This window comes from Rahnella sp. JUb53, from assembly GCF_004346065.1.
Classification (GTDB): domain Bacteria; phylum Pseudomonadota; class Gammaproteobacteria; order Enterobacterales; family Enterobacteriaceae; genus Rahnella; species Rahnella variigena.
This window is the reverse complement of the sequence record NZ_SLYT01000001.1, coordinates 715,088-741,917: the sequence shown is the minus strand read 5'-3', so window position 1 is coordinate 741,917 and position 26,830 is coordinate 715,088. Positions and strand designations below refer to the sequence as shown.

General features: G+C 50.5%; 24 protein-coding genes. 11 read left to right on the top strand and 13 right to left on the bottom strand.

The features are described 5' to 3' along the window. Positions 1–61: 61 nt before the first annotated feature. Entirely contained in the window at positions 62–1,363 is a 1,302-nt protein-coding gene (locus tag EC840_RS03460) for a D-amino acid dehydrogenase (RefSeq protein WP_132963988.1), read from the bottom strand. A gap of 646 nt (positions 1,364–2,009) precedes the next feature. Here EC840_RS03460 and EC840_RS03455 point away from each other — a divergent pair. Next, positions 2,010–3,545, top strand: coding sequence for a SpoVR family protein (locus EC840_RS03455; RefSeq protein WP_112288456.1), 1,536 nt, complete (start codon positions 2,010–2,012; stop codon positions 3,543–3,545). Between the two features lie 119 nt (positions 3,546–3,664). Here EC840_RS03455 and fadR read toward each other — a convergent pair whose 3' ends face one another. Beyond that, positions 3,665–4,387: a fatty acid metabolism transcriptional regulator FadR gene (gene fadR, locus EC840_RS03450; RefSeq protein WP_112288455.1), complete on the bottom strand. Its 723-nt coding sequence runs from the start codon at positions 4,385–4,387 to the stop codon at positions 3,665–3,667. A gap of 244 nt (positions 4,388–4,631) precedes the next feature. Between fadR and nhaB the strand changes: the two genes are divergently transcribed. From nhaB to iraP, 4 genes are all read left to right on the top strand, one after another. Continuing rightward, complete coding sequence (gene nhaB, locus EC840_RS03445; RefSeq protein WP_132963987.1) at positions 4,632–6,209, top strand: sodium/proton antiporter NhaB; 1,578 nt, start codon at positions 4,632–4,634, stop codon at positions 6,207–6,209. A gap of 179 nt (positions 6,210–6,388) precedes the next feature. After that, complete coding sequence (dsbB, locus tag EC840_RS03440) at positions 6,389–6,919, top strand: disulfide bond formation protein DsbB (RefSeq protein WP_112288453.1); 531 nt, start codon at positions 6,389–6,391, stop codon at positions 6,917–6,919. A 362-nt stretch (positions 6,920–7,281) separates the two neighbouring features. Then, positions 7,282–8,391, top strand: coding sequence for an AI-2E family transporter (locus tag EC840_RS03435; protein ID WP_112288452.1), 1,110 nt, complete (start codon positions 7,282–7,284; stop codon positions 8,389–8,391). Between the two features lie 170 nt (positions 8,392–8,561). Then, on the top strand, positions 8,562–8,903 hold the full coding sequence (gene iraP, locus EC840_RS03430) for an anti-adapter protein IraP (protein WP_112288451.1): 342 nt from the start codon (positions 8,562–8,564) through the stop codon (positions 8,901–8,903). 78 nt (positions 8,904–8,981) lie between these two features. On the opposite strand, the gene EC840_RS03425 is transcribed toward iraP, so the two are convergent. From EC840_RS03425 to EC840_RS03410, 4 genes are all read right to left on the bottom strand, one after another. Beyond that, complete coding sequence (locus tag EC840_RS03425; protein WP_112290041.1) at positions 8,982–9,431, bottom strand: YcgN family cysteine cluster protein; 450 nt, start codon at positions 9,429–9,431, stop codon at positions 8,982–8,984. A gap of 107 nt (positions 9,432–9,538) precedes the next feature. Continuing rightward, on the bottom strand, positions 9,539–10,195 hold the full coding sequence (locus EC840_RS03420) for a fumarylacetoacetate hydrolase family protein (RefSeq protein ID WP_132963986.1): 657 nt from the start codon (positions 10,193–10,195) through the stop codon (positions 9,539–9,541). A gap of 26 nt (positions 10,196–10,221) precedes the next feature. Next, positions 10,222–11,400, bottom strand: coding sequence for a lytic murein transglycosylase (locus tag EC840_RS03415; RefSeq protein WP_132963985.1), 1,179 nt, complete (start codon positions 11,398–11,400; stop codon positions 10,222–10,224). A 122-nt stretch (positions 11,401–11,522) separates the two neighbouring features. After that, entirely contained in the window at positions 11,523–11,795 is a 273-nt protein-coding gene (locus tag EC840_RS03410) for a YcgL domain-containing protein (protein ID WP_129638786.1), read from the bottom strand. Positions 11,796–11,931: 136 nt separating this feature from the next. Between EC840_RS03410 and minC the strand changes: the two genes are divergently transcribed. Genes minC through minE form a run of 3 tightly spaced genes read left to right on the top strand, consistent with a single transcriptional unit; the run spans position 11,932 to position 13,731 of the window. Further along, positions 11,932–12,621 (top strand): septum site-determining protein MinC, encoded by a 690-nt coding sequence (gene minC / locus EC840_RS03405; RefSeq protein ID WP_112290035.1) that lies wholly within the window; start codon positions 11,932–11,934, stop codon positions 12,619–12,621. A 24-nt stretch (positions 12,622–12,645) separates the two neighbouring features. After that, positions 12,646–13,458, top strand: coding sequence for a septum site-determining protein MinD (gene minD, locus EC840_RS03400; RefSeq protein WP_013575324.1), 813 nt, complete (start codon positions 12,646–12,648; stop codon positions 13,456–13,458). A gap of 3 nt (positions 13,459–13,461) precedes the next feature. Continuing rightward, on the top strand, positions 13,462–13,731 hold the full coding sequence (gene minE, locus EC840_RS03395; RefSeq protein WP_112290033.1) for a cell division topological specificity factor MinE: 270 nt from the start codon (positions 13,462–13,464) through the stop codon (positions 13,729–13,731). Positions 13,732–14,110: 379 nt separating this feature from the next. Here the strand turns inward: minE and rnd are convergent, their stop codons facing one another. The 5 genes from rnd to EC840_RS03365 form a co-directional block, all read right to left on the bottom strand. Continuing rightward, positions 14,111–15,232, bottom strand: coding sequence for a ribonuclease D (rnd, locus tag EC840_RS03390; RefSeq protein WP_112290031.1), 1,122 nt, complete (start codon positions 15,230–15,232; stop codon positions 14,111–14,113). Between the two features lie 97 nt (positions 15,233–15,329). Beyond that, positions 15,330–17,027: a long-chain-fatty-acid--CoA ligase FadD gene (gene fadD, locus EC840_RS03385; protein WP_112290029.1), complete on the bottom strand. Its 1,698-nt coding sequence runs from the start codon at positions 17,025–17,027 to the stop codon at positions 15,330–15,332. A gap of 325 nt (positions 17,028–17,352) precedes the next feature. Continuing rightward, on the bottom strand, positions 17,353–17,985 hold the full coding sequence (locus EC840_RS03380) for a Slp family lipoprotein (protein ID WP_129638783.1): 633 nt from the start codon (positions 17,983–17,985) through the stop codon (positions 17,353–17,355). 72 nt (positions 17,986–18,057) lie between these two features. After that, complete coding sequence (tsaB, locus tag EC840_RS03375) at positions 18,058–18,759, bottom strand: tRNA (adenosine(37)-N6)-threonylcarbamoyltransferase complex dimerization subunit type 1 TsaB (RefSeq protein WP_132963984.1); 702 nt, start codon at positions 18,757–18,759, stop codon at positions 18,058–18,060. A gap of 197 nt (positions 18,760–18,956) precedes the next feature. Further along, a complete protein-coding gene (locus EC840_RS03365; RefSeq protein WP_132963982.1) occupies positions 18,957–20,870 on the bottom strand; it encodes an ATP-dependent DNA helicase in 1,914 nt (637 codons plus the stop codon). A 142-nt stretch (positions 20,871–21,012) separates the two neighbouring features. On the opposite strand from EC840_RS03365, the gene EC840_RS03360 reads away from it, so the two are divergent. Then, a complete protein-coding gene (locus tag EC840_RS03360; protein ID WP_112290022.1) occupies positions 21,013–21,357 on the top strand; it encodes a RidA family protein in 345 nt (114 codons plus the stop codon). A gap of 65 nt (positions 21,358–21,422) precedes the next feature. On the opposite strand, the gene EC840_RS03355 is transcribed toward EC840_RS03360, so the two are convergent. Together EC840_RS03355 and zwf are read right to left on the bottom strand one after the other, a co-directional pair. Then, the gene (locus EC840_RS03355; RefSeq protein WP_132963981.1) at positions 21,423–22,064 is read right to left on the bottom strand and encodes a bifunctional 4-hydroxy-2-oxoglutarate aldolase/2-dehydro-3-deoxy-phosphogluconate aldolase; all 642 of its coding nucleotides are present in this window, start codon (positions 22,062–22,064) and stop codon (positions 21,423–21,425) included. Between the two features lie 273 nt (positions 22,065–22,337). Continuing rightward, on the bottom strand, positions 22,338–23,813 hold the full coding sequence (gene zwf / locus EC840_RS03350; RefSeq protein ID WP_112290019.1) for a glucose-6-phosphate dehydrogenase: 1,476 nt from the start codon (positions 23,811–23,813) through the stop codon (positions 22,338–22,340). Between the two features lie 408 nt (positions 23,814–24,221). On the opposite strand from zwf, the gene EC840_RS03345 reads away from it, so the two are divergent. Both EC840_RS03345 and pyk read left to right on the top strand, forming a co-directional pair. After that, positions 24,222–25,091 carry a MurR/RpiR family transcriptional regulator gene (locus EC840_RS03345; RefSeq protein ID WP_112290018.1) on the top strand — a complete coding sequence of 290 codons (870 nt, stop codon included), beginning with the start codon at positions 24,222–24,224 and terminating at the stop codon, positions 25,089–25,091. 231 nt (positions 25,092–25,322) lie between these two features. After that, positions 25,323–26,765 carry a pyruvate kinase gene (pyk, locus tag EC840_RS03340; protein ID WP_112290017.1) on the top strand — a complete coding sequence of 481 codons (1,443 nt, stop codon included), beginning with the start codon at positions 25,323–25,325 and terminating at the stop codon, positions 26,763–26,765. The last annotated feature ends 65 nt before the right edge of the window (positions 26,766–26,830 follow it).

Sequence of the window (26,830 nt, the reverse complement as noted above, 5' to 3'; positions counted from 1 at the left end):
TAATAAGCAAAGTAATGCCCATGCAGCGTCAGGCACTGCATGGGAAATAATGTCAGCGGACTCAGCCTGCCGGATGCATTTTATGCGGCCCCGCAGGACGCGCGATAAAATCCGGGCTGTAACGCTCAACCGATAAATCATCAGACGGAATGGCCGGCGTCACGCCCGACATAATATCTGACAGCAATTGCCCTGAGCCACAGGCCATCGTCCAGCCCAGTGTGCCGTGGCCGGTATTCAGATACAGATTTTTAATGCGCGTGCGTCCGACAATCGGCGTACCGTCCGGCGTCATCGGGCGAAGACCGGTCCAGAACGTCGCCTGCCCGACATTTCCTCCATTCGGATAGAGATCTCTTACAACCATTTCCAGCGTTTCACGTCGCGCCTGTGCCAGTTTCAGATTGAAGCCGACAATTTCCGCCATGCCACCGACACGAATACGGTTATCAAAACGGGTGATAGCAATTTTGTAGGTTTCATCGAGTACAGTTGAAACCGGCGCGGAAGCAGGATCGGTAATCGGGATGGTCAGGGAATATCCCTTCAGCGGATAGACCGGGATAGACACAAGGTCGCGCAACAACGCAGTGGAATAGGATCCAAATGCCACCACATAAGCATCGGCTTTCACCACCTCATCGCCGCACTGCACGCCGGTGATTTCGCCGTTTTCTACATGCAGCTTATCCACCGTGCGGTTAAATTCGAAGACAACGCCCGCCTGACGCGCCATGTCCGCCAGCTTGCGGGTAAACATCTGGCAGTCGCCGGTTTCATCATTCGGCAAACGCAGACCGCCGGTCAGCTTGTGCGCGACCTGCGCCAGCGCAGGTTCTGCGGTGGCCAGCTGACTGGACTCCAGCAGCTGATACGGCACACCCGCATCGTCAAGAACAGCAATATCTTTGGATGCACTTTCAAACTGCTGCGCGGTACGGAAAAGTTGTAACGTTCCGCCCTGACGACCTTCATACTGAATGCCGGTATCGTCACGCAATGCCTTCATGCAGTCACGACTGTATTCCGCCAGACGCACCATACGACTTTTGTTGGTCTGATAATGGTTCATGTCGCAGTTGCGCAGCATCTGCCACATCCATTTGAGCTGGAACTGCGTGCCGTCCAGACGGATTGCCAGCGGTGCATGTTTCTGGAACATCCATTTTACCGCTTTCACCGGAACGCCCGGAGCCGCCCACGGTGCGGCATAACCCGGAGAGATCTGGCCTGCATTACCCGCGCTGGTTTCCTCCGCCGGACCGGACTGACGATCAATGACCGTGACCTGATGACCCGCCTTTGCCAGATACCATGCACTGGCGACACCGACCACACCACTGCCTAAAATGACCACACGCATATCGACTCCACTCCACACCCAAACAAAGCATAATATTCTGATGACAGGAAATTAACCTGACTGAGAAAAATCACCAACACAGTCACTCATAACCGTGAGGTCTTTCACAATTATTTATCGTTCATGACGGCATTTATTTCAATAGGGTGAAATAAATAACGATATCTCGCAACATTTCATCCATCGGGAAAGAAAATTATGGTCTTATGATAGCAATGACTGCACTGATGTCACGAATCAGGGGGCGCATCAAAGCTGGTTTATGAAAAGGTTTTTATTCTTCAATAAAGCCATAAAACCAGAATAAAAAACCACAAACACTCACAGTAGTGATATTACCTCACGGATTGAGAATTTTTGCGATTCAGGACAGGTGGGTTTTTATAAAGGGGTGAAAAACGAGGCATGGGACTGATAACACGAATACCACTCTCATCAGCGGCATTTTATGACACAAACCTGGCGGATAAGGGAAATTGACAGCCATCAGCCATGAGGATATAGAGTTAATCAGGAAGGGATCCATGGTGTTTATCTAACAGCACACTCAGATTGAGCTACGATTATCAATGGACGTGCGAAATCTTAAGAAAAGGTTGTGAATCAAACACTCTGTAGCGTCCATAACTGAATGAGGGTGCGGCTTATGACAACAGTGACCCAGAAGCAAAAAACTGAGGACAAACGTCTCAGCGACGGACCGGACTGGACGTTTGAGTTATTGCAGACCTATCTTGCGGAGATCGACCGGGTGGCCAAGTCTTACCGGCTTGAAACCTATCCCCATCAGATCGAAATCATCACCTCCGAACAAATGATGGATGCCTACTCCAGCATCGGCATGCCGATTAATTACACTCACTGGTCGTTCGGTAAGAAATTTATTGAAACCGAGCAACTGTATAAACACGGACAACAGGGTCTGGCGTATGAAATCGTCATCAACTCTAATCCCTGTATCGCCTATCTGATGGAAGAAAACACCATCACGATGCAGGCGCTGGTCATGGCTCATGCCTGTTACGGCCACAACTCTTTCTTTAAAAATAACTACCTGTTTAAAAGCTGGACTGACGCCAGTTCAATCGTCGATTACCTGCTGTTCGCCAAACGTTATATCAGCGAATGTGAAGAACGCTACGGGGTCGATGAGGTCGAACGGTTGCTCGATTCCTGTCATGCGTTGATGAATTACGGCGTCGATCGCTATAAACGTCCGCAAAAAATCTCCTTGCAGGAGGAACTGGCGCGGCAGAAAAGCCGTGAGGAATATCTGCAAAGCCAGGTGAACACGCTGTGGAAAACGTTGCCGCGCAAGGACAGCGTTGATGCACCTGAACAGGCGCGACGCTTCCCTTCAGAGCCGCAGGAAAACCTGCTGTATTTCATGGAAAAAAATGCGCCTCTGCTGGAATCCTGGCAGCGGGAGATTTTGCGTATCGTGCGTAAAATCAGCCAGTACTTTTATCCGCAGAAACAGACTCAGGTGATGAATGAAGGCTGGGCGACGTTCTGGCATTACACCATTCTTAATCATCTTTATGATGAAGGAAAAGTCACCGACCGTTTCATTCTGGAGTTTCTGCACAGCCATACCAATGTGGTGTATCAGCCGCCTTATAACAGCCCGTATTACAGCGGCATCAACCCGTATGCGCTGGGCTTTGCGATGATGCAAGATATCAAACGTATCTGTCAGGAACCAACGGAGGAAGATCGTTACTGGTTCCCGGATATCGCGGGTTCAGACTGGCTTGAAACGCTGCATTTTGCGATGCGGGATTTCAAAGATGAAAGCTTTATCAGCCAGTTCCTGTCGCCGAAAGTGATGCGTGATTTCCGGTTATTTACCGTGCTGGATGACGACCATAATAACTATCTGGAAATCGCGGCGATTCATAATGAGGAAGGTTATCGTGCCATTCGTCAGGAGTTATCGGCGCAGTATAACCTGAGTAATCACGAGCCCAACATTCAGGTCTGGAATGTCGATTTGCGCGGTGACCGCTCGCTCACGCTGCGTTATATCCCGCAAGATCGCGCACCGCTCGATAAGAGCCGCCGTGAAGTGATGAAACATGTTCATCGTCTGTGGGGCTTCGATGTCTTTATCGAGCAGCTCAACGAAGACGGCAGCGTTGAATTACTCGAACGCTGCCCGCCGCGTCCGACGCCGCTATAAACCTCCCATATTCAGACATAAAAAAGGGCGCTAAGCGCCCTGTATTTATTGTTGCTTCCCGAAATCATTCGAATTGTATCAAGGCGGCAACGAAGAGACAGTTAGAAAGATGAAGGGAATTAGCGTTTTTTTTGTTCGGTCAGATCACCCGGCATCGCGCTCTGCATGCTGTGCCAGATTTCACCACTCTGACGGCCATAATTACGCACGCAATCGACAATCTGCTCATAGCTTTTCTCGTGGCAGATATCAGACAGCTTTTTATAGAAAGTGATCGCCAGTTTACGCGCTTCAGGATTGGAGAAGTAATAACGTCCGACGCGGGTATAAAGACCTCGCAGTCCGTTGATAATCAGACCGTAAATCGGGTTGCCGGAGGCAAATGCCAGACCACGGAAAATGCCGTAATCGAGCGCCGTAAAGGCTTCGGCATGATCTTCAACTTCCGCCGCTTTAGCCAGTACCTGCTGGGTTTCTTCAGGATTGGTTCGCATCGCTTTACGGATAAAGATTGTTGCGATGTTAGTACGCACGGACAGCAAATTATCAATGAGCTGTGGAACACTGTCATGATCGAGACGCGCCAGCGTTTCCAGAATATTCAGACCCGACGTTTCCCAGAAATTGTTCACTTTGGTCGGTTTTCCATGCTGAATTGTCAACCAGCCATCCCGGGCAAGCCGCTGTAACACCTCACGCAATGTGGTTCGGGTCACGCCAATGAGTTCGGAAAGTTCTCTCTCTGCAGGCAAAATTGAGCCCGGAGGGAAGCGGCTGTTCCAGATACTTTCGATGATATACTCTTCGGCAAAACCGGCAGGACTTTGTGCCTTAATAACCATGTGTTTGTCGTTCCGTGTGGGGCTTTTATCAGGGATATAGTTCAGCTCATCATACCAGATGAAAAACGCCTGTTATAGCCGTCAGTCAGAACAAATGTTGAAACTGTGCAGGGGTTTGCAGAATTTCACATTTCTTAATGGCTTATGGGATAGTCCGTTCCGGTGAAAAATTTCTGTCAGACAATTACACTGACCTATGCTTTTGATACCACTATAAATTACAGATAAAGGAGAACTGGGGAATATGGAAACAAGCTACAGTCGCGCATTTATAAAAAACTTTTTGGGGCAGTCTCCTGACTGGTACAAAATTACCATTCTGGCTTTTTTGATTATCAACCCGTTGATTTTCTTTCTGGTGAGTCCGTTTTTGGCCGGATGGTTGCTGGTCATCGAGTTCATTTTTACCCTGGGTATGGCGCTTAAATGTTATCCACTTCAGCCTGGCGGTTTGCTGGCTATTGAAGCGGTCATGATTGGCATGACCAGCGCAGAGCGTATCCGTGAAGAGATTTCGGCCAATCTGGAAGTACTCCTGCTGCTAATTTTTATGGTGGCGGGCATCTACTTTATGAAGCAACTGCTGCTGACCGTATTTACCAAGCTGCTGCTGAATCTCAGAAATAAAATTGCGCTGTCACTGGCCTTTTGTTTTGCTGCCGCTTTCCTTTCCGCCTTCCTCGATGCGCTGACCGTTATTGCTGTGGTGATCAGCGTTTCAGTCGGTTTTTATTCGATTTACCACAACGTCGCCTCTAATCAGAGTGAAAACACGGATGTGACCGACGACAGCTCGTTTACAGGCAATCAGCAACATCAGGCCGTTCTGGAGCAGTTTCGGTCCTTCTTACGCAGCCTGATGATGCATGCAGGCGTGGGTACCGCGCTCGGCGGTGTGATGACCATGGTGGGCGAACCGCAGAACCTGATCATCGCTAAAAGCGCAGACTGGCAGTTTGTCGACTTTCTGATCCGTATGTCTCCGGTCACCGTCCCGGTGTTCATCTGCGGTTTCATTGTCTGCGCGCTGGTGGAGCGTTTCCGCGTGTTTGGTTATGGCGCAAAACTGCCGCATCCGGTTTATGAAGTGCTTAAAAAGTACGATCAGAAAAACAGTGAGAACATCACGAAACAAGACCGCATTAAGCTGGCGGTGCAGATCGTCATTGGGGTTTGGTTGATTATCGCCCTGGCTTTCCATCTGGCTGAAGTCGGACTGATCGGTCTTTCGGTGATTATCTTTGCCACCGCATTTTGTGGCGTCACTGATGAACATGCGATTGGTAAAGCATTCCAGGATTCCCTGCCCTTCACCGCCCTGCTGACCGTCTTTTTTGCCATCGTTGCCGTGATCGTCGAACAGCATCTGTTCACTCCAATCATTCACTTTGTGCTTCAATCAGCGCCGTCAAATCAGCTGTCATTGTTCTATCTGTTCAACGGATTGCTTTCTTCCGTGTCTGATAACGTTTTTGTCGGCACTGTTTATATCAATGAAGCAAAATCTGCACTGGTTAATGGCGTGATTGACCTGAAGCAATTTGAACTGCTGGCGGTCGCGATTAATACCGGCACAAACCTGCCATCGGTTGCCACGCCCAATGGTCAGGCGGCGTTCTTGTTCCTGCTGACGTCCGCCCTTGCTCCACTCATCCGCCTTTCATACGGCAGAATGGTGTGGATGGCGCTACCTTACACAGTGGTCATGACGCTGGTGGGTTTGCTGTGCGTGCAATATCTGCTGCCGGATATGACGCAGTGGTTTACGGAGATGGGATGGCTGAGCATGCCACCGGCCAGTGAAGTACTCATGCCTCACTGATACACAGACATAACGTCGGTAATTCTCTGGCAGCTCCGTAGCCCAGAAAATTACCGAAATTAAAGTCGAATTCTCCGATTTATATTAATTATTTACCTATTATTTATTCTGACAGGCTGGCAGCAGGGAGCAATTGGTTTACACTGCGTATCAGTAGCTAACCGCAGGGAAATTTTACTATGTTGCAATATCTTAACCGCTGTTCACAAGGCCGCGGTGCATGGCTTCTGATGGCTCTGACAGCTCTGATTCTTGAGCTGGTTGCGTTGTATTTTCAACACGTGATGCTTCTTAAACCTTGCGTCATGTGCATTTATGAACGCTGTGCGTTGATGGGTATTCTGGCTGCCGGGTTGGTCGGTGCGATTGCACCCTCTACCTGGTTACGTTATGCCGGTATTCTTATCTGGATTTACAGCGCTTACGAAGGGATCCGTTTGTCATGGGAACACACCATGATCCAGCTGCATCCTTCTCCGTTCGCGACCTGTGATTTTGCTGCCCGCTTCCCGACCTGGCTGCCACTGGACAAATGGTTCCCGTGGATGTTTATTGCCAGCGGTGATTGTGCGGAAAAACAATGGGAATTCCTGTCACTCGGTATGCCGCAGTGGCTGGTTGTTGTTTTCAGCGTGTTTATGGTCATTGCGATTCTGGTGCTGCTGGCACAGTTCGTAAAACCTAAACGACGTGACTTGTTCGGTCGTTAATTTCAGTAAACTAAATTCACAAAGGCGCCTCCCGGCGCCTTTTCTATGACCTTCAGTATCATCATGCAGGGAATGCAGACTTTTTAATCAGAGTGGTTTATATGACTAATTTGGAACCTGCAATGAAAAATCTCCCTGTCGGGCTGGTCTGGATAATCTGCGTCGGAGCCTGTCTCCTTTTCTGGGTCGTAGTCGGTTTTATTTTTTATGGCTTGTTCAGATAACGCCACACTGGCGGCCTGTCCGGACGAGTATCAGCTGGCAGGTTCGCTCAATACACTGTGCAAAAAAAGACCTGGATTTGTAAAAACCTCAATGAGTTCTATGCTACGAGGGCAAAAAGGTTCATCAGAGGAACAGATATGGTTGTAAAAGGGTTTTCAAAAGGGTTTTTCATCGCGATTCTTTTAATCGTTACTTTGGCTTTTTTTGATGTATTGAGGCCTTATTATTCTTCCGTACTATGGGCAATTATACTTGCGGTGATTTTCAATCCGCTGAAAAACCGGCTTAAACAATTTGTCGGTGATCGCAACGGTGTTGTTTCTTTATTAACCGTCTTGATTATTTGTCTGATTGTATTCACACCGCTGGCGATTATTACTTCTTCGCTGGCGATCGAATTCAATGCGGTATACACCAAGCTTCAGGCGAATGATTCCCAGTTGCCGGCGATGCTGACCGATACCATCCACCATTTACCGCGATGGGCCAGACATTTCCTTGCGGAGCATAATCTGGACAGCACGACTGAAATTCAGAAAAAGCTTTCTGATGTCGCGCTGCAAGGCAGCCAGTATCTGGCGGGTAGCGTTTTTGTCATTGGTAAGAGCACGTTCGGCTTTGTTGTCGGTTTCGGCATCATGCTGTACATCCTGTTCTTCCTGCTGAAAGATGGCGCTTATCTGGTTAATCTGACGCTGGAAGCCCTGCCGCTTTCCCGCCACGTTAAACATCATTTGTTTATGAAGTTTGCGGCCGTATCCCGCGCGACAGTTAAAGGTACGGTGGTGGTGGCAATCGTTCAGGGTGCGCTGGGCGGGCTGGCATTTTACATCGCGGGTGTGGATGGCAGCCTTCTTTGGGGCGCGCTGATGGCCTTCCTGTCAATCATCCCTGCGGTTGGATCAGCCATTATTTGGGTACCGGCTGCCATCTATTTCTTCGCTTCAGGAATGTTGTGGCAGGGGATCTTTATCGTGGTCTTCTTCGTGGTGGTTATCGGTATCGTGGATAACGTTTTACGCCCGCTGCTGGTTGGCAAAGATACAAAAATGCCGGATTACCTGATCCTTATCACCACGCTGGGTGGCATGGAAGTTTATGGCATTAATGGCTTTGTGATTGGTCCGTTGATTGCGGCATTGTTTATCGCCTGCTGGAATATTCTTTCCGGGCGTGACCATCGTAACAATACCGATGAGATTGACGAAGATTTCATTGAGGAAGGTAAAAATCACCCGGAGACATGATACGCAGGGCATTTTCTCTAAGTGCCCAATCCGCGCATCGTTATCTTCGGTCTGAGTTTAACGGGCGGTTGCTACAAACCGCCCAGTTTTACCAAATATGATTATGCAGTTTTCAGAACCTGGCGTAGAAATAAATGACAACTAACACTATCGATCTGCAGGGGTAATAAATGAAAAATATCATTTTAGGTATGATCGCAAAAATCTCCCGTATGGAAGCAGACACTAAACAGCTTACCGCTCAGGTTGAGGCGCAGTCACTCCTTCTCGGGGCTATTTTCATCACTGTCGGGAAAAATGGCGGGCCGCAAGAAATCATCGAAAGCGTCAATAAAGCCATTAACTCCGTGCTCGACTCCGATGATGAAGTCCTTAAATCCGACGCCAAAATTTTGTTTGAACAGTTTCAGGCACTGATTGAGATGACGCGATTTATCGACAAGGCCGATCCGGAGCTGGATTCCGAAGCGCTGAATGCGCTGGGTGCTGTCCGGCCTGATTCTGAGATCTGATATCAAAATCCTGGAATAAAAAAAAGCCCTGGCATTTGCCGGGGCTTTTTCATTTCAGATGCTGAAAGAGAAGCGAGCTTACTTCGCCCAGCTTGGCTTATTCATGATGTGATCCTGCCAGTCTTCAACGTCGTCTTCGCGCACGGCGATGTAACGCACGGAGATCTGCGCCGTATGCATGGCAGATTTGGATGCTTTATTCAGCAGCGGATGCCACGGGAGCAAAGGCTTGCCCTCGCCTATCAGACGATATGCGCAGGTAGGCGGTAACCAGTCGAAAGTGGTCAGGTTTTCACGCGTCAGTTTGATGCAGTCTTCTTCAAGCGTAAAACGACGTTCGTAGTTGCGGCACTGACAAGATTTAATATTGAGCTGGTTACAGGCGACGTTGGTGAAGTAAATCTCGTCCGTATCTTCATCAATCAGCTTATGCAGGCAACATTGTCCGCAGCCGTCGCACAATGCTTCCCATTCTTCGTCAGTCATTTCAGACAGCGTTTTTTGCTGCCAAAAAGCGGGTTCAGTCATGATGTGCATCCGGTATAAATAAAATGAGGGTGCTTATATAGACGCTTTAGCCGTCAGATGCAAGTAAAGCCGCCGGAAAGCTGCTCCGGCGACATCATTGCTTTGCGCTAAATCACGCGGGTAGTCACTTGCTTACCATTGAGTGTAGCTAAGATTTCATCGCCAGCGTGGAGCAGTCCGACACCATGTGGTGTACCGGTCAAAATTATGTCACCTGCACGCAAAGTGAAGAAACGGCTCATATAGGCAATCAGCGGCAAAAGCGGCGTCAGCATGTCACGGGTATTTCCTGACTGACGCGTTTGCCCATTGATCTCCAGCAGCAACTCAGCCTGCTGCGCATCGCCAAATTCGCTGACCGGAATAAACCCGCTGATAGGACAGGATCCGTCAAACCCTTTGGCTTTTTCCCAGGGTTGTCCGGACTCTTTAAAACGGGTCTGCAAATCCCGCAACGTGAGATCCAGCGCCAGCCCGTAACCGGCGATGGCATTCGCAACGCGATCTTCTGTTGCCTGTTTCAGCGGAGTGCCGATCAGTACCGCCAGTTCGACTTCATGATGTACAGCGCCGAAATCCTTTGGGATAGCGACAGGCTGACGAATATCGCAAAGCGCCGTTTCCGGTTTGATGAACACGACCGGCTCAGCCGATGGCTGACCGCCCATCTCTTTGATATGGTCGGCGTAGTTATTGCCGACACACACCACTTTGTTCACCGGAAAATCGAGTAATGCGCCATGCCAGTCTCTGTGTTGGTACATACAGCCACTCCTAGATGTGAGGAATATCAGCCGCTGAACGGATTACGAGGTGCCGGCGCTAAAGGTGCTGAAGACGCCGGTGCGTTCTGCGCCGGTGCTGCCTCGCCGGAAACTACCGGTGTTTGCGCACCCGCGACGCCATCTGCCATCATGCCGATACTCAGCGCGAAATAGGTTGAACGGTTCCAGTGCATGATCGTACGGAAGTTATCGTAAACCAGGAAAGCCCGACCTTGCGTATCATCCGGAGTGATAATCCATGCGCGGGTGGCTGTGGATGTCAGCGGGCTGCCGTCAACCTGCGTTACGCCAAGTTGCTGCCAGTATCGGGCCGGATGCATCTGATTGTTTTTAAGCCCTGCCAGATTACCGTCAAAGTTAGCGGGCAATTTCACTTCCTGTCCCCAGCCCTGATCGCCTTTCCAGCCTTCTTTGGATAAATAATTGGCCGTTGAGGCAAAGACATCGTCGGTATTTTTCCAGATATCGATTTTGCCGTCGCCGTTACCGTCAGCGCCGTAAGTCAGATATGAGCTTGGCATAAATTGCGACTGCCCCATCGCACCCGCCCAGGAACCTTTCATCATGTCGCTGGTGGCTTTACCTGAATCAACGATTTTCAGCGCCGACATAAATTCTTTGGTAAAGAACGCTTCGCGACGTCCTTCGAAGGCCAGCGTCGCCAGCGCGGAGAACACATCTTCTTTCCCCTGAATCTTGCCGAAGCTGCTCTCCATCGCCCACAGCGCCACAATGTACTGCGGCTGTACGCCATAACGGTCGCTGGCTTTTGTCAGCGCAGGCAAATTGTTCTGCAACTGCTCCTGTCCCTGTTTGATTTTCCATTCAGGCAATACGCGGGTCAGATAATCGTCGAGAGTAATCTTCTTCTCTAACTGATTGCGGTCTGAATTAATCACGCGATCGACGAAATGAATATTCGCGAAGGTGCTGTCGATAGTCTTCTGGCTGATCCCCTGAGAGAGCGCCTGCGCTTTGAGTTGCTCCACATAAGCCGGGAATTCAGCGGGATCCCGTCCCTGTTCTGCCAGAGACGTTTTGCCTGAAGGCGCTGCCGGTGCGGCGGCGGCAGGCTGTGTTGCCGCAGTGGATGGTGTGGTGGTTTGCCCTGAGGTGGCTTTTTGCGCTGCACAACCGCTGAGGATGATCAGCGGTGTTAACACGGCCAGTGCCGACAATTTCATCAATTTCTTCCTTTTGACTTCTGCAAGTGATTCATCGTTCTAAGCTTTGAGCACTACAACTATGAATGCAAGTCATGACGTCCGAAAGTTCGAGGATTGCCGAAACAAATGTCTGGAATGCGTTATTTACTGGCGTCGTTCAGATGAACATTCAATAAACTTTCTGCCGGAGGTGGAACCTGCAGATAATAACCCTGCTCTTCGAGAGACTGACGTACTTTGACAATATCCGCAGTGGCGAGTTTTTCACGGTTGGCCAGATTTAGCATCATTGAGAACTGAGGCACGCCAAAACCTTTGAGTAATTCTTCAGGCACACGGGAAAAATCGTCTTTTTTTTCGACATACAGATAAGTCTGGTCACGTTTAGTACTTCTATAGATCACACAAAGCATTTTTTTAACTCTATTTTATTGAAACGGTGGCTTGCCTAGATATAACTGTAACTATAACATGCTTATCGTACATCGGAATATCGCCCCCCGAGTGGTATTCCGGGGATTTAGAGTTGCTGAGACTGAGTCAGGATAGATGTCACAATCGCCAATAGAACTAAAAGGCAGCAGTTTTACCTTATCGGTTGTTCATTTACATAGTTCACAACCAGAGGTTATTTATCAGGCATTACAGGAAAAAGTGGAGCAAGCTCCGGCCTTTTTGAAAAATGCCCCTGTTGTTATCAACGTTGCTTCACTCACAGGTGCAGCAAACTGGAAAGACATTCAACAGGCTGTCGCTTCTGCAGGCTTTCGCGTTGTTGGCATCAGTGGTTGTAAAGACGAAGCGCAAAAACGCGCACTTTCCCGCACCGGTTTACCGCTGCTCAGTGAAGGTCGTGCCCAGCGTATCGCTGCTGAACCACCGGTTCCTGTCGTGCCCGACAATGCCCCGGCCAAGACCCGCATTGTCAGTACCCCGGTCAGATCCGGCCAACAAATTTATGCCCGTAACAGCGACCTCATCGTGACCAGCAGTGTCAGTGCAGGTGCGGAACTGATTGCCGATGGCAATATCCACATCTACGGCATGATGCGAGGCAGAGCACTGGCAGGCGCCGCAGGCGATGCAAATTGTCAGATTTTTTGCACGCAATTAGGCGCTGAACTAGTCTCTATCGCAGGGCAATACTGGTTGAGTGATCAAATCCCGGCCGATTATCTCGGTCAGGCAGCGCGCCTCAGCCTGATAAATAATGTGTTAACCATACAACCTTTAAACTAAGCCCTTTTGACAAGGAATCCTTTCATGGCACGCATCATAGTTGTTACATCGGGTAAAGGGGGCGTTGGCAAGACCACTTCAAGCGCGGCCATTGCTACCGGTTTAGCTCAAAAAGGCAAAAAGACCGTTGTTATCGATTTCGATATCGGTCTGCGTAATCTCGATTTGATTATGGGCTGTGAGCGCCGGGTGGTTTATGATTTCGTTAACGTGATCCAGGGTGATGCCACGCTGAATCAGGCGCTTATCAAAGATAAACGCACTGAAAACCTGTTTATTCTTCCGGCCTCCCAGACGCGCGATAAAGATGCGCTGACTCGTGAAGGCGTGGAGAAAATTCTGAACGATTTAGCCGAGATGGAATTCGATTTCGTTGTGTGTGACTCCCCGGCTGGTATAGAAACCGGCGCGCTGATGGCATTGTATTTCGCCGACGAAGCCGTGATCACTACGAACCCGGAAGTCTCTTCCGTTCGCGACTCCGACCGTATTCTGGGCATTTTGTCATCAAAATCCCGTCGTGCGGAACAAGGCCTGGAGCCTATCAAAGAACATCTGCTTCTTACCCGTTATAACCCGGGCCGTGTCAGCCGTGGTGACATGCTGAGCATGGAAGATGTGCTGGAAATCCTGCGCATTCCACTGATCGGGGTTATCCCTGAAGATCAGTCTGTACTGCGTGCGTCCAACCAGGGCGAGCCGGTCATTCTGGATCAGGAATCCGATGCAGGGAAAGCGTATGACGATACCGTCAGCCGTCTGCTTGGGGAAGAACGTGCATTCCGTTTCATTGAGGAAGAGAAGAAGAGTTTCCTGAAACGCCTTTTTGGGGGATAAACCATGGCATTGTTAGATTTCTTTCTGTCCCGCAAAAAATCGACAGCCAATATAGCCAAGGAACGGCTACAGATCATCGTAGCCGAACGGCGTCGAGGGGATAGTGAACCGTCGTATCTGCCTGAACTGAAACGCGATATTCTCGCCGTCATCTGTAAGTACATTAAGATTGACCCGGAAATGTTACAGGTTCAGTTCGAGCAAAAAGGTGACGATATTTCCGTACTGGAACTTAACGTTACCCTGCCAGAGTCGGAAGAAGCGCCTAAATGACAGCAGTCCATTTAGCCTGTTTACAGGTGCTTTTTTCAGCATAGCGCCCTCTGTTTCCTCAGAGGGCCACTGCCTTTTTCGCATTCCTTTCTGTTATTTTTATCTTACCTTTCTATAACCACTGTATATAAACACACCTGGCAAATTCATTTACTGCCTTTTTTCATTTATTCCTCAAAATTTTGATTAAGACTCATCTCATTCATGCTGGAATTTAATATCCATAGACTGCTTTAATTCGGCATAATTTATGACAACCTGTTATCCGCTAACTTGTTATTCGCAGTTGTCTTGTCAGCAAAGAATAAAAAAAGAGCGGGATATTAGCCCGCTCTTTTTAATTCACTCCTGGATTGACTATGCCTTCATAACGAAGGGATCAATAATTGCTCAGAATTTCACTCAGCCTTTCAGCTAACAATTTTCCGCGCCAGCCACTGATTAATTCCGGCTGAGATTCTTTATCTTTTAACTTCCAGTGATGAGTCAGTAGTTGGTTAATCTGACGACGTGACGCCAGTAATTCAACGCTGAGTTTGCTCTCTTCGCTCACAGCCTGGATCAGTGCCTTGATATCTTTGAAGACTTTACGATAACCGGGCTGGTCGATAAGGTTCGAAATCGGTGCAGGCAGTTCAGATTCATCGAGCGCATTGGATTCTTCCACCAGCGCCAGCAGTGTGCGTCCGTGATAGCGGATTTCCGGACCACTCAGGCCCAGCGCTTCCAGTTCGCCCAGTGAGGTCGGCTGATAGCGGGCGACCTGCCACAGATTTTCCTCGCGGACCACAAAGTTAACCGCCAGGTCACGCTGACGCGCCTGATTAAGACGCCAGGCAGCTAACAATTTCAGGCAGCCTAACTGGCGCGGACGCAGCTGGAATGCATTGCCGATTTCCAGATAGGCCAGCTCAGGTTGCAGCACTTCACTGCGACGACGGCAGAGCGCCAGACACTCGTCCAGAGCCGCATCCATCCACCCTGCTTCTTCGGTTTCACGCATCAACTGGTCGGCCAGCGGCAACAGATACCACACGTCAGCAGCAGCATACACACATTGTTTTTCGCTCAGCGGACGGGCAATCCAGTCAGTGCGCGATTCACTTTTATCCAGCTCTACGCCGGTTGTTTCCGCTACCAGACGGGCAAAACCACAGGAAAGCGGACGCCCGCTAAACGCGGCGAGGATCTGCGTATCAATCAGAGGTGAAGGCATAACACCAAAAGCATTCAGAAAAACTTCGAGATCTTCACTGCCCGCATGGAGGAATTTGATGACATCAGGATTAACCAGCAAATCTATAAAAGGCTGCCATGCGGTGATCGGTAAAGGATCGATAAGGGTGAGCTGTTCGCCGTCAAAAAGCTGGATCAATCCCAGTTGCGGATAATAAGTGCGGGTACGAACAAATTCGGTATCCAGCGCAATTTTGCTGTGCGCTTTGGCCTGAAGACAAACCTGCTCCAGCGCGTCATTGGTGGTGATCAACTGATAATTCAAATCTTAATTCTCTTAATCATTACTGCGTTATAACGTGATAACGCCGGACATCGCCGGCGTTAAGAATCTGACTGTCACTGAACAAACGTGTTAACCGCTATGCTGCATCCTGCTTCGGATCGACTTTGGGTTTTGCCTGCTCATCGCGAAGTTCCCGTCTGAGGATTTTACCGACATTTGACTTCGGTAACTCATCACGGAACTCGACAATCTTAGGTACTTTGTAACCGGTTAATAACCGGCGACAGTGTGCCAGGAGTTCTTCGCTGGTCAGTGAAGAGTCTTTTTTCACCACGCAAATTTTGACAATTTCACCCGACGACTCATTCGGCACACCAATGGCGGCAACTTCGAGAACTTTGTCGTGTTGTGAAACTACCTCTTCAATTTCGTTAGGGTAAACATTGAAACCGGAAACCAGGATCATGTCTTTTTTACGGTCAACAATCCGTAGGAAGCCCTGCTCGTCCACTGTAACGATATCGCCCGTCGATAACCAGCCATCTTTTAGCACCTCATCGGTTGCAGACGGCCGCTGCCAGTAACCCAGCATGACCTGAGGACCACGTACCCACAACTCGCCCGGCTCGCCCGGCGCAACGTCATGACCGTTATCATCCACCAGACGCACCTCTGTCGACGGCACTGGCAAACCGATGCTGCCACTGTAATGTTTCAAATCGTACGGATTTCCAGCCACCAGCGGGGAACACTCCGTCAGACCGTAACCTTCCAGCAAATGTTTACCCGTCAGTTTTTCCCATTTGTCCGCCACAGATTTTTGCACTGACATCCCGCCGCCTACAGAAAGACGCAGCGTGGAGAAATCCAGTTCGCGAAAGTCTTCGTTATTGAGCAGCGCATTAAACAGGGTATTTACCCCGCTGATGGCGGTAAACGGATATTTGGCCAGCTCTTTGACCATACCTGATACGTCGCGCGGATTGGTGATAAGCAAGCTTTTACCGCCCAGATCGAGGAACAGCAGGCAGTTCACCGTCAGGGCAAAGATGTGGTATAGCGGAAGTGCTGTCACCACCAGCTCATGTCCCGGCTGCAATAGCGGTGCGTACGCCGCTTTTGCCTGTTCAAGATTCGCCTGCATGTTTCGGTGCGTCAGCATCGCGCCCTTCGCCACGCCGGTGGTTCCGCCGGTATATTGCAGAAATGCCAGGTCGTCATTAATGATGTCGGGTTTGATGTATTGCAGACGACGCCCGCGCTGTAATGCGGTACGGAAGGAGATCGCGTTCGGAAGGTGGTATTTTGGCACCAGCCGTTTGATGTATTTCACCACAAAGTTAACCAACGTGCCTTTCGCGGCAGAAAGCTGATCGCCCATGCGGGTAAGAATGACGTGTTTGACCTGCGTTTTGTACACCACTTTTTCCAGCGTATGGGCAAAGTTGGAGACAATCACAATTGCACTGGCGCCGCTGTCATTCAGCTGATGCTCAAGCTCACGCGGCGTATACAGCGGGTTTACATTAACCACGACCATGCCAGCGCGCAAGACGCCGAACAGCGCAATCGGATACTGCAACAAATTCGGCATCATCAGTGCAACACGATCACCCTTCTGCAGACCCAGTTCGTTTTGCAGATAAGCAGCGAAAGCCCGGCTGCGTTCTTCAAGCTTGCGGTAGGTCATCGCCTCGCCCATGTTGATAAATGCCACACTGTCAGCGTAACGCAGCGCGGAATTTTCAAACATTTCGACCAGCGAACTGTAGCGGTCAGGGTCGATGTTCTCAGGAACATCTGCCGGATATCGTTTTAGCCAAACCTTTTCCAAGGTATCACTCCTGAAATCATGTTCTGTTGCCGTCTCTATTCGACGAGTTTTATCACGTCTTTAACAATATTTTAACTCAGCTTACCAGTTGCGTTTCAAACAATGTCGAGGTTGAGAGGCGGGTCACTTTTTCTGCGCCCTTGCTTTGCCAAACCATCCATGGCTTAAAAGAAAAAGGCGGCAATTAAGCCGCCTTAACAACTACAACAACTACTGCTGTTACTGCTTTGGTGGCGGCGGCACGGGATGTGCCGGAGCCGGTTTCATTGCCGCCGGTGGGTGCCCGCCAGAATGTGTCGGTGGTGCTTCATGCGGCGACGGAGGTCTATTCGGTGACGATGCTTTCGACCCGTGCGGGTGCCGTGTTATACCAACCGGGCCCCCAGCCGGGTCCAAACCCGCGCCCCCATGAATCATAGGGGCCGCCGTAGCCATAACCCCACGGGCCAATCGGCTGCGGAGGCATCACAACCTGTTGCTGTATACGCCAGCGTTTATAGCTGTTGACGTTAACGGTGACAAAATCATAGGAAGTCTGGCCAATTTTGCCTTTCTCCACACCGGCAATCGGCCCGACGACTGTTACCAGCTGATTGCGATAATCGACAGGATCCACAAAGCCGTTGATGTAAGCCATGATCCGCCCTCGCGACGCGGCGCCTAAGATCGGCCTTGCGCCTTCATCCAGCGGTACCGTGGCAATTTCCAGGCGGGTTTTGTTTTGCAAATTGGTCACAGAGACCACTTTGCCGCCAAAACGCGACTCCTGACCGACATAAAGACCCGGTGCGCCCTGCACTGCCTGTAAATTCATCTGCGGGGTGGCCGTGGTACCGCGAATTTCATCCGGCACCGTGACACAACCCGATAACACCAAAGCACTCAGTGCAACCGCACTCAGCGCCATTTTTTTACCCGTTTTACCCGATAACTGCTGAATTACAGACCACTTACGCATTGCGATGACTCCTGTGCAAACTCTTCATTTTGACCATTTTTCAGAGCACAAGTTTCCTGACTTTACCGTCATTTACCGTCCTGGCAGCTTTTTCCACGTCACTTCATTGCGCAGATAAGTGGGTTCGGCATCTTCCGGATTAACACGGATGCCATTTTCCCAGAGCTGGAGCGCCAGCGGCAGCATATCTTCTGCATGAGGCAGTAATATTTTGCCATCAAATAATTCAGCTGCCGGAGGTTCACCTAACAGATGAGGATAAGTCTCCCAACCGGTTCCCACCGTCGCAAAACGGCCTGATAATTCAGCGGCGCGCGCCAGAAGTTGTTCCGGCTTGATGACCTTCTCGGTCTCTTCACCGCTCCAGTCGCCCTGCGCATTGCGGCTGAATTCCCCCCAGTAGACTTCACCCATGCGGGCATCAATCGCTGCGAGAACGTTATCAGCACCGGTCAGGCGATACGCGCCCTGCGCCATCGTCTGTAACGTAGACACTGGCAGCAAAGGTAATTGCGCGCCCAGCGACAATCCCTGAGCCATACCAATGCCGATACGCACGCCGGTAAAACTGCCCGGTCCGCGACCAAAAGCCAGCGCGTCGAGCTGAGTCAGGGAAAGTCCTGCTTCGGCGAGAATTTGCTGAACCATCGGCAAAATGCGCTGAGTGTGCTCGCGGGCACAGAGTTCAAAATGAGCGAGCGTTTCGCCCTGATTATAAAGCGCAACCGAACAGGCTTCTGTCGCCGTGTCAATTGCTAAAATTCGCGTGGACATGCCAGACCTCAGGCGGGGAAATTAATAAGTTATACCCTATATACTTCGGGTTGCAGCAAGGCGACAAGCTCGTGGATCCCAGGGAACTTAGATAACTAAGTGACTGGGGTGATTGAGCGCAGTCAACGCATCTGCAATCTGAAATATGACGCGTATAAGAGCCTTTTTCGGGGCGGCATCTTAGCATAAACAAAGGGCTATTTCTGCTCTTCGACATCCTGTAAAAAGCGGATCGCTTGTGCCAGGTCACGCGTGCGCGGTGTCGGCGGCAAACTATTGAGGAAAACTTCGCCATAAGGACGCATCACCAGCCGGTTATCGCAAATCACCATGACACCCCGGTCAGACGTATCACGGATCAAACGCCCGACGCCCTGTTTCAGCGTAATGACCGCATCAGGTAATTGTACGTCATTGAACGGGTCTCCGCCGCGCAGGCGGCAGTCTTCAATACGGGCTTTGAGCAGCGGATCGTCAGGTGACGTGAACGGCAGTTTATCGATGATGACGCAAGACAGCGCATCGCCTCGCACATCCACGCCCTCCCAAAAACTGCTGGTCGCCACCAGCAAGGCGTTACCCGCTTCGACAAACTGCGCGAGAAGCTGGCCTTTACTGGTTTCGCCCTGCAATAAAACCGGCAACGTCAGGCTGGCTCTGAATTCCTCGGCCAGTTCGCGCATCATTTTGTGAGACGTACACAGGAAGAAGCAGCGGCCTTTGTTGGCTTCAATCAGCGGACGCAACATACGCGCCAGCTGCTTCGAGCTGCCGTTGACGTTCGATTCAGGCAGAAAACGCGGCACGCATAACAGCGCCTGTTTGGCGTAATCAAACGGACTTGGCAGCAGTAATGTTTCTGCCTCATCCAGCCCGAGACGTTCGGTAAAATGATGCAGCTGATCGTTTACGGAAAGCGTAGCTGAAGTGAAAATCCACGCGCCTGGTTTCTCTTTCATCATTTCGCTGAATTTATCGGTTACCGACAACGGTGTCAGCGCCAGCACGAAATGGCGTGAGTTACATTCATACCAGTAACTGTAGCCGGGAATGGACACGTCTTTCAGGCGTTTCAGACGATTGCGGTAAAGCGTGGCGCGTTCGAAAGCCGCATCGAGCAGCGCAGAACGCCCGAGCGACAATTTCACCACGTCATGGCAAAGTTCCAGCGCGTCATCGAGTAATAACAGCGCGCGCTGGATAGCGGGCTGGTTAAGCACATCGCGCAGATTGCCGCGAAAACCCGGTTCACCAAGCGCCAGACGAAAATCCATCGTGCTCTGGCTCAGACGATCAGCACTTTTTTGTAACTGCACGGAATCACGGACTTCCGTGCGGTAAGCGATCGTGATGTCTTTCGCCATATCCAGCAGCTGACGGCTGGTCACCTGCTGACCAAAATACTGGCTGGCGATATCAGGTATCTGGTGGGCTTCGTCGAAAATCATCACGTCAGCCTCGGGAATAAGCTCACCGAAGCCGCTCTCTTTCACCACCATATCTGCCATAAACAGATGATGGTTAACCACCACCACATCGGCTTCCATCGCCTTGCGACGGGCTTTTACGACAAAGCATTCTTTATACAGCGGACAGTCACTGCCAAGACAATTATCGTTGGTGCTGGTCACCAGTGGCCAGACAAAACTGTCTTCCGGCACCACGTTGCAGGTGCTGATATCGCCTTCTTCCGTGCTGCTCGACCAGTGACGCAGATGTGCCAGTTCGCTGAGCGCCTGGCTGGCGAGATCGCCGCCGGAGAGTGATTGCTGTTCCAGACGTTCCAGGCACAAATAGTTTGAGCGCCCTTTCAGCAGCGCCAGACGACCTTTGAAATTCAGTGCGCTGGCGACTTTAGGCAAATCGCGGGAATACAACTGATCCTGTAAGTTTTTCGAACCAGTGGAGATAATGACTTTTTTGCCGGAACGCAGTGCCGGAGCAAGATACGCATAAGTTTTACCGGTACCTGTACCGGCTTCGACCACCAGCCCCTGCTTACCGGTGATGGCTTTGCTGACAGCCTGCGCCATCAGACGCTGAGGTTCACGCGGTTTAAAACCTTCAATTTTCTGCGCCAGTGCGCCGTCTGTTGCGAAATCGTCTGTCACTCTGTCTCTCTACCTGTACGGATCAGCAGTGATTATGCCAATCCCTTGGCTTCACTACCACCGCCATCTGCCAATCCAACGCATTCATCCTTTGTGATACCCTTAGCGCCATCATAAGTATGTGACTAACCGGAGTTAAAAAATGACCATCGAACGTATTCGCCCTGAGCCACGGATGTCCGACATCGTGATCCATAACGACACCATTTATTACACCGCGGTACCGGAAAATCTGGACGCGAATGCGAAAGATCAAACGGCGGAAACGCTGGCGATTATCGACGCAGCGCTGACTGAAGCGGGCTCAGACAAAAGCAAAATTCTGGATGCCACACTGTTTCTGGTGAATAAAGAAGATTTCCCGGCCATGAACGAAGCCTGGGATGCGTGGGTATCGCCGGGCAATGCCCCCGTACGTTGCACCGTGCAGGCCAACCTGATGAATCCGAAATACAAAATTGAAATCAAGATTATCGCTGCACGTTAATCACTGATTTTCGGACATAAAAAAACCTCCAGCCGGAGGTTTTTTATTATCAGCGTAATGCTTTATTACGCTTTTGCACCCGCTACAGCTTCTTTAGCGAGTTCGGTGATTCGTGCATAATCACCGCTTTTCAGCGCATCAGCCGGCACCAGCCAGGATCCACCGATACACAACACGCTTTTCAGCGCCAGATAATCACGGTAGTTCGCCGGTGAAATACCGCCAGTCGGGCAGAAACGCACCTGCGGGAATGGCCCTGCAATAGCCTGCAACGCTTTCACGCCGCCGTTAGCTTCCGCCGGGAAGAATTTAAATTCACGCAGACCAGCATCCAGACCCATCATCAGTTCTGAAACAGTGCAGATACCCGGGATCAGCGGGATCGAACCGGCATTCGCAGCCTTAAGCAATGCATCGGTCAGACCCGGGCTAATCGCGAACTGCGCACCGGCTTCGGTCACTTCGGCCAGTTGTTCAGGATTGAGCACAGTCCCTGCGCCAATAATGGCTTCCGGCACTTCTTTGGCAATCGCACGGATCGCATCCATCGCACACGGGGTACGTAAGGTGACTTCCAGAACGCGCACGCCACCGGCAACCAGCGCTTTGGCCAGCGGAACGGCATGTTCCAGTTTATTGATAACAATCACAGGAACGACCGGCCCTGAGGTCAGAATTTGTTCCGCGCTTGTTTTCCAGTTTTTCATCTTGCTCTCCATTCATGCCCGCAGGCACCGTTGTGATTGATGGCGCGCCCCTGCCACAGGGACCAGTGATTTTTTCACAACGAAGAAATCACTGGAAACCGACCACACCCGATTGGACGATACTACCCTCCCCGTCATGTCTGAAGCCGCAGCGGCGTTGGCTACATTTGTTCACCCGAATCACTGACTCATGTCAGCTCATCGGGACTCACTCACTTGCCGCCTTGCTGCAACCTCAAACATTTGGGGAGTAATGACTCAATAAATTATTCGTTATTCGAACTCATTCCAGGAACGGCCGTCGCGGGTAATCATCGCCACAGAAGCCACAGGCCCCCATGTCCCGGACTGATACGGTTTTGGTGCTTCGCTTTCTGCAGCCCATGCGTTCATGATGGAGTCGACCCATTTCCAGGCTTCTTCCACTTCGTCACGACGCACGAACAGCGCCTGGATGCCACGCATGGTTTCGAGCAGCAGACGCTCGTAAGCATCGGCAATATGTTGCTCATTGAAGGTTTCAGTGAAGCTCAGATCCAGCTTGGTAGTTTGCAGACGGTGTTTGTGCTCCAGACCCGGTACTTTGTTCAGTACTTCGATCTCGATCCCTTCATCCGGTTGCAGACGAATCGTCAGTTTATTCTGCGGCAACTGCTGGTAAGAATCACGGAACAGGTTCAGTGCCGGGCTCTTGAAATACACCACAACTTCTGAACATTTGGTCGGCAGACGTTTACCGGTACGCAGGTAGAACGGAACGCCCGCCCACTGCCAGTTATCGATATCCACGCGGATAGACACGAACGTTTCGGTGCTGCTGGTTTTCTTCGCGCCTTCTTCTTCAAGATAGCCAGGAACTTTTTTGCCCTGCACGAACCCGGCAGTGTACTGACCGCGTACGGTGTTTTCACGTACGTTAGACTGATCGATACGGCGCAGTGAGCGCAGTACTTTCACTTTCTCATCACGGATACGGTCGGTACTCAGATCAGCCGGTGGAGACATGGCGATCATAGTCAGAATTTGCAGCAAGTGGTTCTGGATCATGTCACGCATCTGACCCGCATCATCGAAGTAACCCCAGCGGCCTTCGATACCCACTTCTTCAGCAACGGTGATCTGCACGTGATCGATAGTGCGGTTATCCCAGTTGCTGGCGAACAGGTTGTTGGCGAAACGCAGTGCCAGCAGGTTCAGTACCGTTTCTTTACCCAGATAATGGTCGATACGGTAAACCTGAGATTCTGCGAAATATTCGGCGACCTGATCGTTAATCACCTGAGACGACTCCAGCGAGTGGCCGAGAGGTTTTTCCATCACGACGCGCGCAGGCTCTTTATTCAGGCCCGCTTCACCCAGACCGCGGCAAATAGCCCCGAAGTGGCTTGGCGCAATCGCAAAGTAGTTAATGGTGGCACGATTTTTCTGGTCGAGCATCTTGCCCAACACTTTGAAATGCTTCAGATCATTGACATCAAGGTTACAGAAATCAAGACGGGCACTGAGTTTGTCCCACAGTTCCGGATCAATTTTTTCTTTCATGAAGGTGGTCAGTGCTTCTTTAACCACTTCGGTATAGGCCGCTTTGTCCCATTCCGCACGTCCGACACCGATAATGCGGGTATCCGGGTGAATGTGACCCGCTTTCTCTAACTGATACAGGGAAGGCAACAGCTTACGGCGCGCAAGATCGCCTTTCGCACCGAAAATTACCAGATCACAAGCCTGGGCTGTCTGAGTTACCGCCATGTTCTTCTCCTCAATGCAGGAATACCTGACATATTTCTGGTTGCTTCGCCGGAGCTGCAACTCGAATTATCCCGGGTACATATTGTAATTTTATTTCAGCAACAATGTACTCTGATTGCCCGTGAGCCGTAAACCATGATCTGACAAGGTAATAACTCTGCGGAAAACCTTATTTTTATCATAAGTATCTCAGGTGCTGTTAAAACCCACAACATCCTGTAATTTTATGACAAAACTGAACAGAATTTACCATACTGAAAGTTAGATCTCGGTCAAACTCTGACAAAAAAAGCCGTAAATTCGCCTGGCTGACGCTGCCAACGGCATTAAGCGCGTAGTATATTTTCATCAAATCAGTCCGATTTCCTCTTTTCAAAGAAATCGTTGAAACCTATGAGTGGCATGCTTATGAATACGTTGGAAAAAATCCAGACTCACCTTGACATTCTGAGCAAGTCAGAACGCAAAGTTGCTGAAGTTATCCTGGCATCGCCGCATGTTGCTATTCACTCCAGTATTGCCACCCTCGCCCGCATGGCGGACGTCAGTGAACCTACTGTAAACCGTTTTTGCCGTCGTCTCGACACAAAAGGGTTTCCGGATTTTAAACTGCATCTGGCACAAAGTCTGGCAAATGGTACACCTTATGTGAACCGTAACGTGGATGAAAGCGACAGCGTCAGCGCTTACACCAGTAAAATTTTCGAGTCCGCCATGGCCAGCCTCGACCAGGTGAAGAATACCCTGGATATCGCCGCCATCAATCGTGCCGTCGATTTACTCACACAGGCCAAGAAAATTTCCTTCTTTGGTCTGGGCGCTTCCGCCGCGGTCGCCCATGATGCCATGAACAAGTTTTTCCGCTTTAACATTCCCGTGGTTTACTTCGACGATATCGTCATGCAGCGGATGAGCTGTATGAACTCCAGCGAAGGCGACGTGGTGGTACTGATTTCGCACACCGGACGCACCAAAAATCTGGTCGAACTTGCCCAACTCGCCCGTGAAAACGATGCCACGGTGATTGCGATCACTTCTTTTAATACACCTCTGGCCCATGAAGCGACGCTGGCTTTGTTACTGGATGTTCCCGAAGATACCGACGTTTATATGCCGATGGTTTCGCGAATTGCCCAGCTCACGTTGATCGACGTGCTGGCAACCGGTTTTACTCTGCGCCGTGGCGCAAAATTCAGAGATAACCTGAAGCGGGTCAAAGAAGCGTTGAAAGAATCGCGCTTTGATAAAGGGACAGTCGTCCCCACCCTGCATGAATGAGCTTGCTCAACAGGCTAAGGCATAAATCATTCAACAAACGAATTAATAAAGCACCATTGATTTAATAGGGAGTCTGCCCGGAAATCTTCGCGCAACGTGCGCAAGACGAAAGCCAGACATAAGGCCAGCGGGTCACACAGGTGAAACTCTTTTGTATTACAATTACACCTCCGGCAAAGTGGACTCGTTGTTTTTTGCATTACCATGTTTCATCAGTTAACGGAGTTAGGCATGTCCAGAAGGCTCAGAAGAACGAAGATCGTTACCACCCTCGGTCCGGCAACTGACCGCGACAATAATCTTGAGAAGATCATTGCAGCGGGCGCAAACGTTGTACGTATGAATTTCTCTCACGGAACTGCTGAAGATCACATCCTTCGCGCTAACAAAGTGCGTGAAATCGCCGCCCGCCTTGGCCGCCATGTCGCCATTCTCGGTGACCTGCAAGGTCCTAAAATCCGCGTTTCTACCTTTAAAGAAGGCAAAGTCTTCCTCAATATTGGCGACAAATTCCTGCTCGATGCCAACATGAGCAAAGGTGAAGGCGATAAAGAAAAAGTCGGTATCGACTATAAAGGTCTGCCTGCTGACGTCGTACCGGGCGACATCCTGTTGCTCGATGACGGTCGCGTGCAGCTCAAAGTGCTCGAAGTTCAGGGCATGAAAGTGTTTACCGAAGTCACCGTTGGTGGCCCGTTGTCTAACAACAAAGGCATCAACAAACTGGGCGGTGGTCTTTCTGCTGAAGCCCTGACTGAAAAAGATAAAGCAGACATTATTACTGCGGCCAAAATGGACGTAGATTATCTGGCAGTTTCATTCCCACGTACCGGCGAAGATCTTAACTACGCGCGCCGTCTGGCCCGTGATGCAGGCTGTAACGCGCAGATCGTGTCTAAAGTTGAACGCGCTGAAGCCGTTGCCACCGACGCCGCAATGGACGACATCATTCTGGCTTCCGACGTGGTGATGGTCGCCCGTGGCGATCTGGGTGTGGAAATTGGTGACCCTGAACTGGTCGGTATCCAGAAGAAACTGATCCGCCGTGCCCGTCAGCTGAACCGTGCAGTGATCACTGCGACTCAGATGATGGAATCGATGATCACCAACCCGATGCCAACCCGTGCTGAAGTGATGGACGTGGCGAACGCCGTACTCGATGGCACCGATGCGGTCATGCTTTCAGCAGAAACCGCCGCAGGTCAGTATCCTTCAGAAACGGTTGCGGCAATGGCACGTGTTTGCCTGGGTGCTGAGAAAATCCCAAGCATTAACGTATCCAAACACCGTCTGGACGTGGAATTCGATAATATCGAAGAAGCCATTGCGATGTCAGCGATGTATGCGGCAAACCACCTGAAAGGAGTGACGGCGATCATTTCCATGACGGAATCGGGTCGTACTGCACTGATGTTGTCCCGTATCAGTTCTGGCCTGCCAATCTTTGCTATGTCACGTCATGAGCACACCCTGAATCTGACCGCCATTTACCGTGGCGTTACGCCGGTCTTCTTCGACAGCGTCAACGACGGCGTAGCGGCGGCTCAGGACGCGGTCAATCTGCTGCGTGATAAAGGTTATCTGTTGTCAGGTGATCTGGTGATTATCACGCAGGGCGACGTCATGAGCACCATCGGCACTACCAATACCAGCCGTGTGCTGCGTGTTGATTAAACTCAATATGTAATTAAATATGTATTAAGGGTCGATCATTATGATCGGCCTTTTTATTTCCCCTT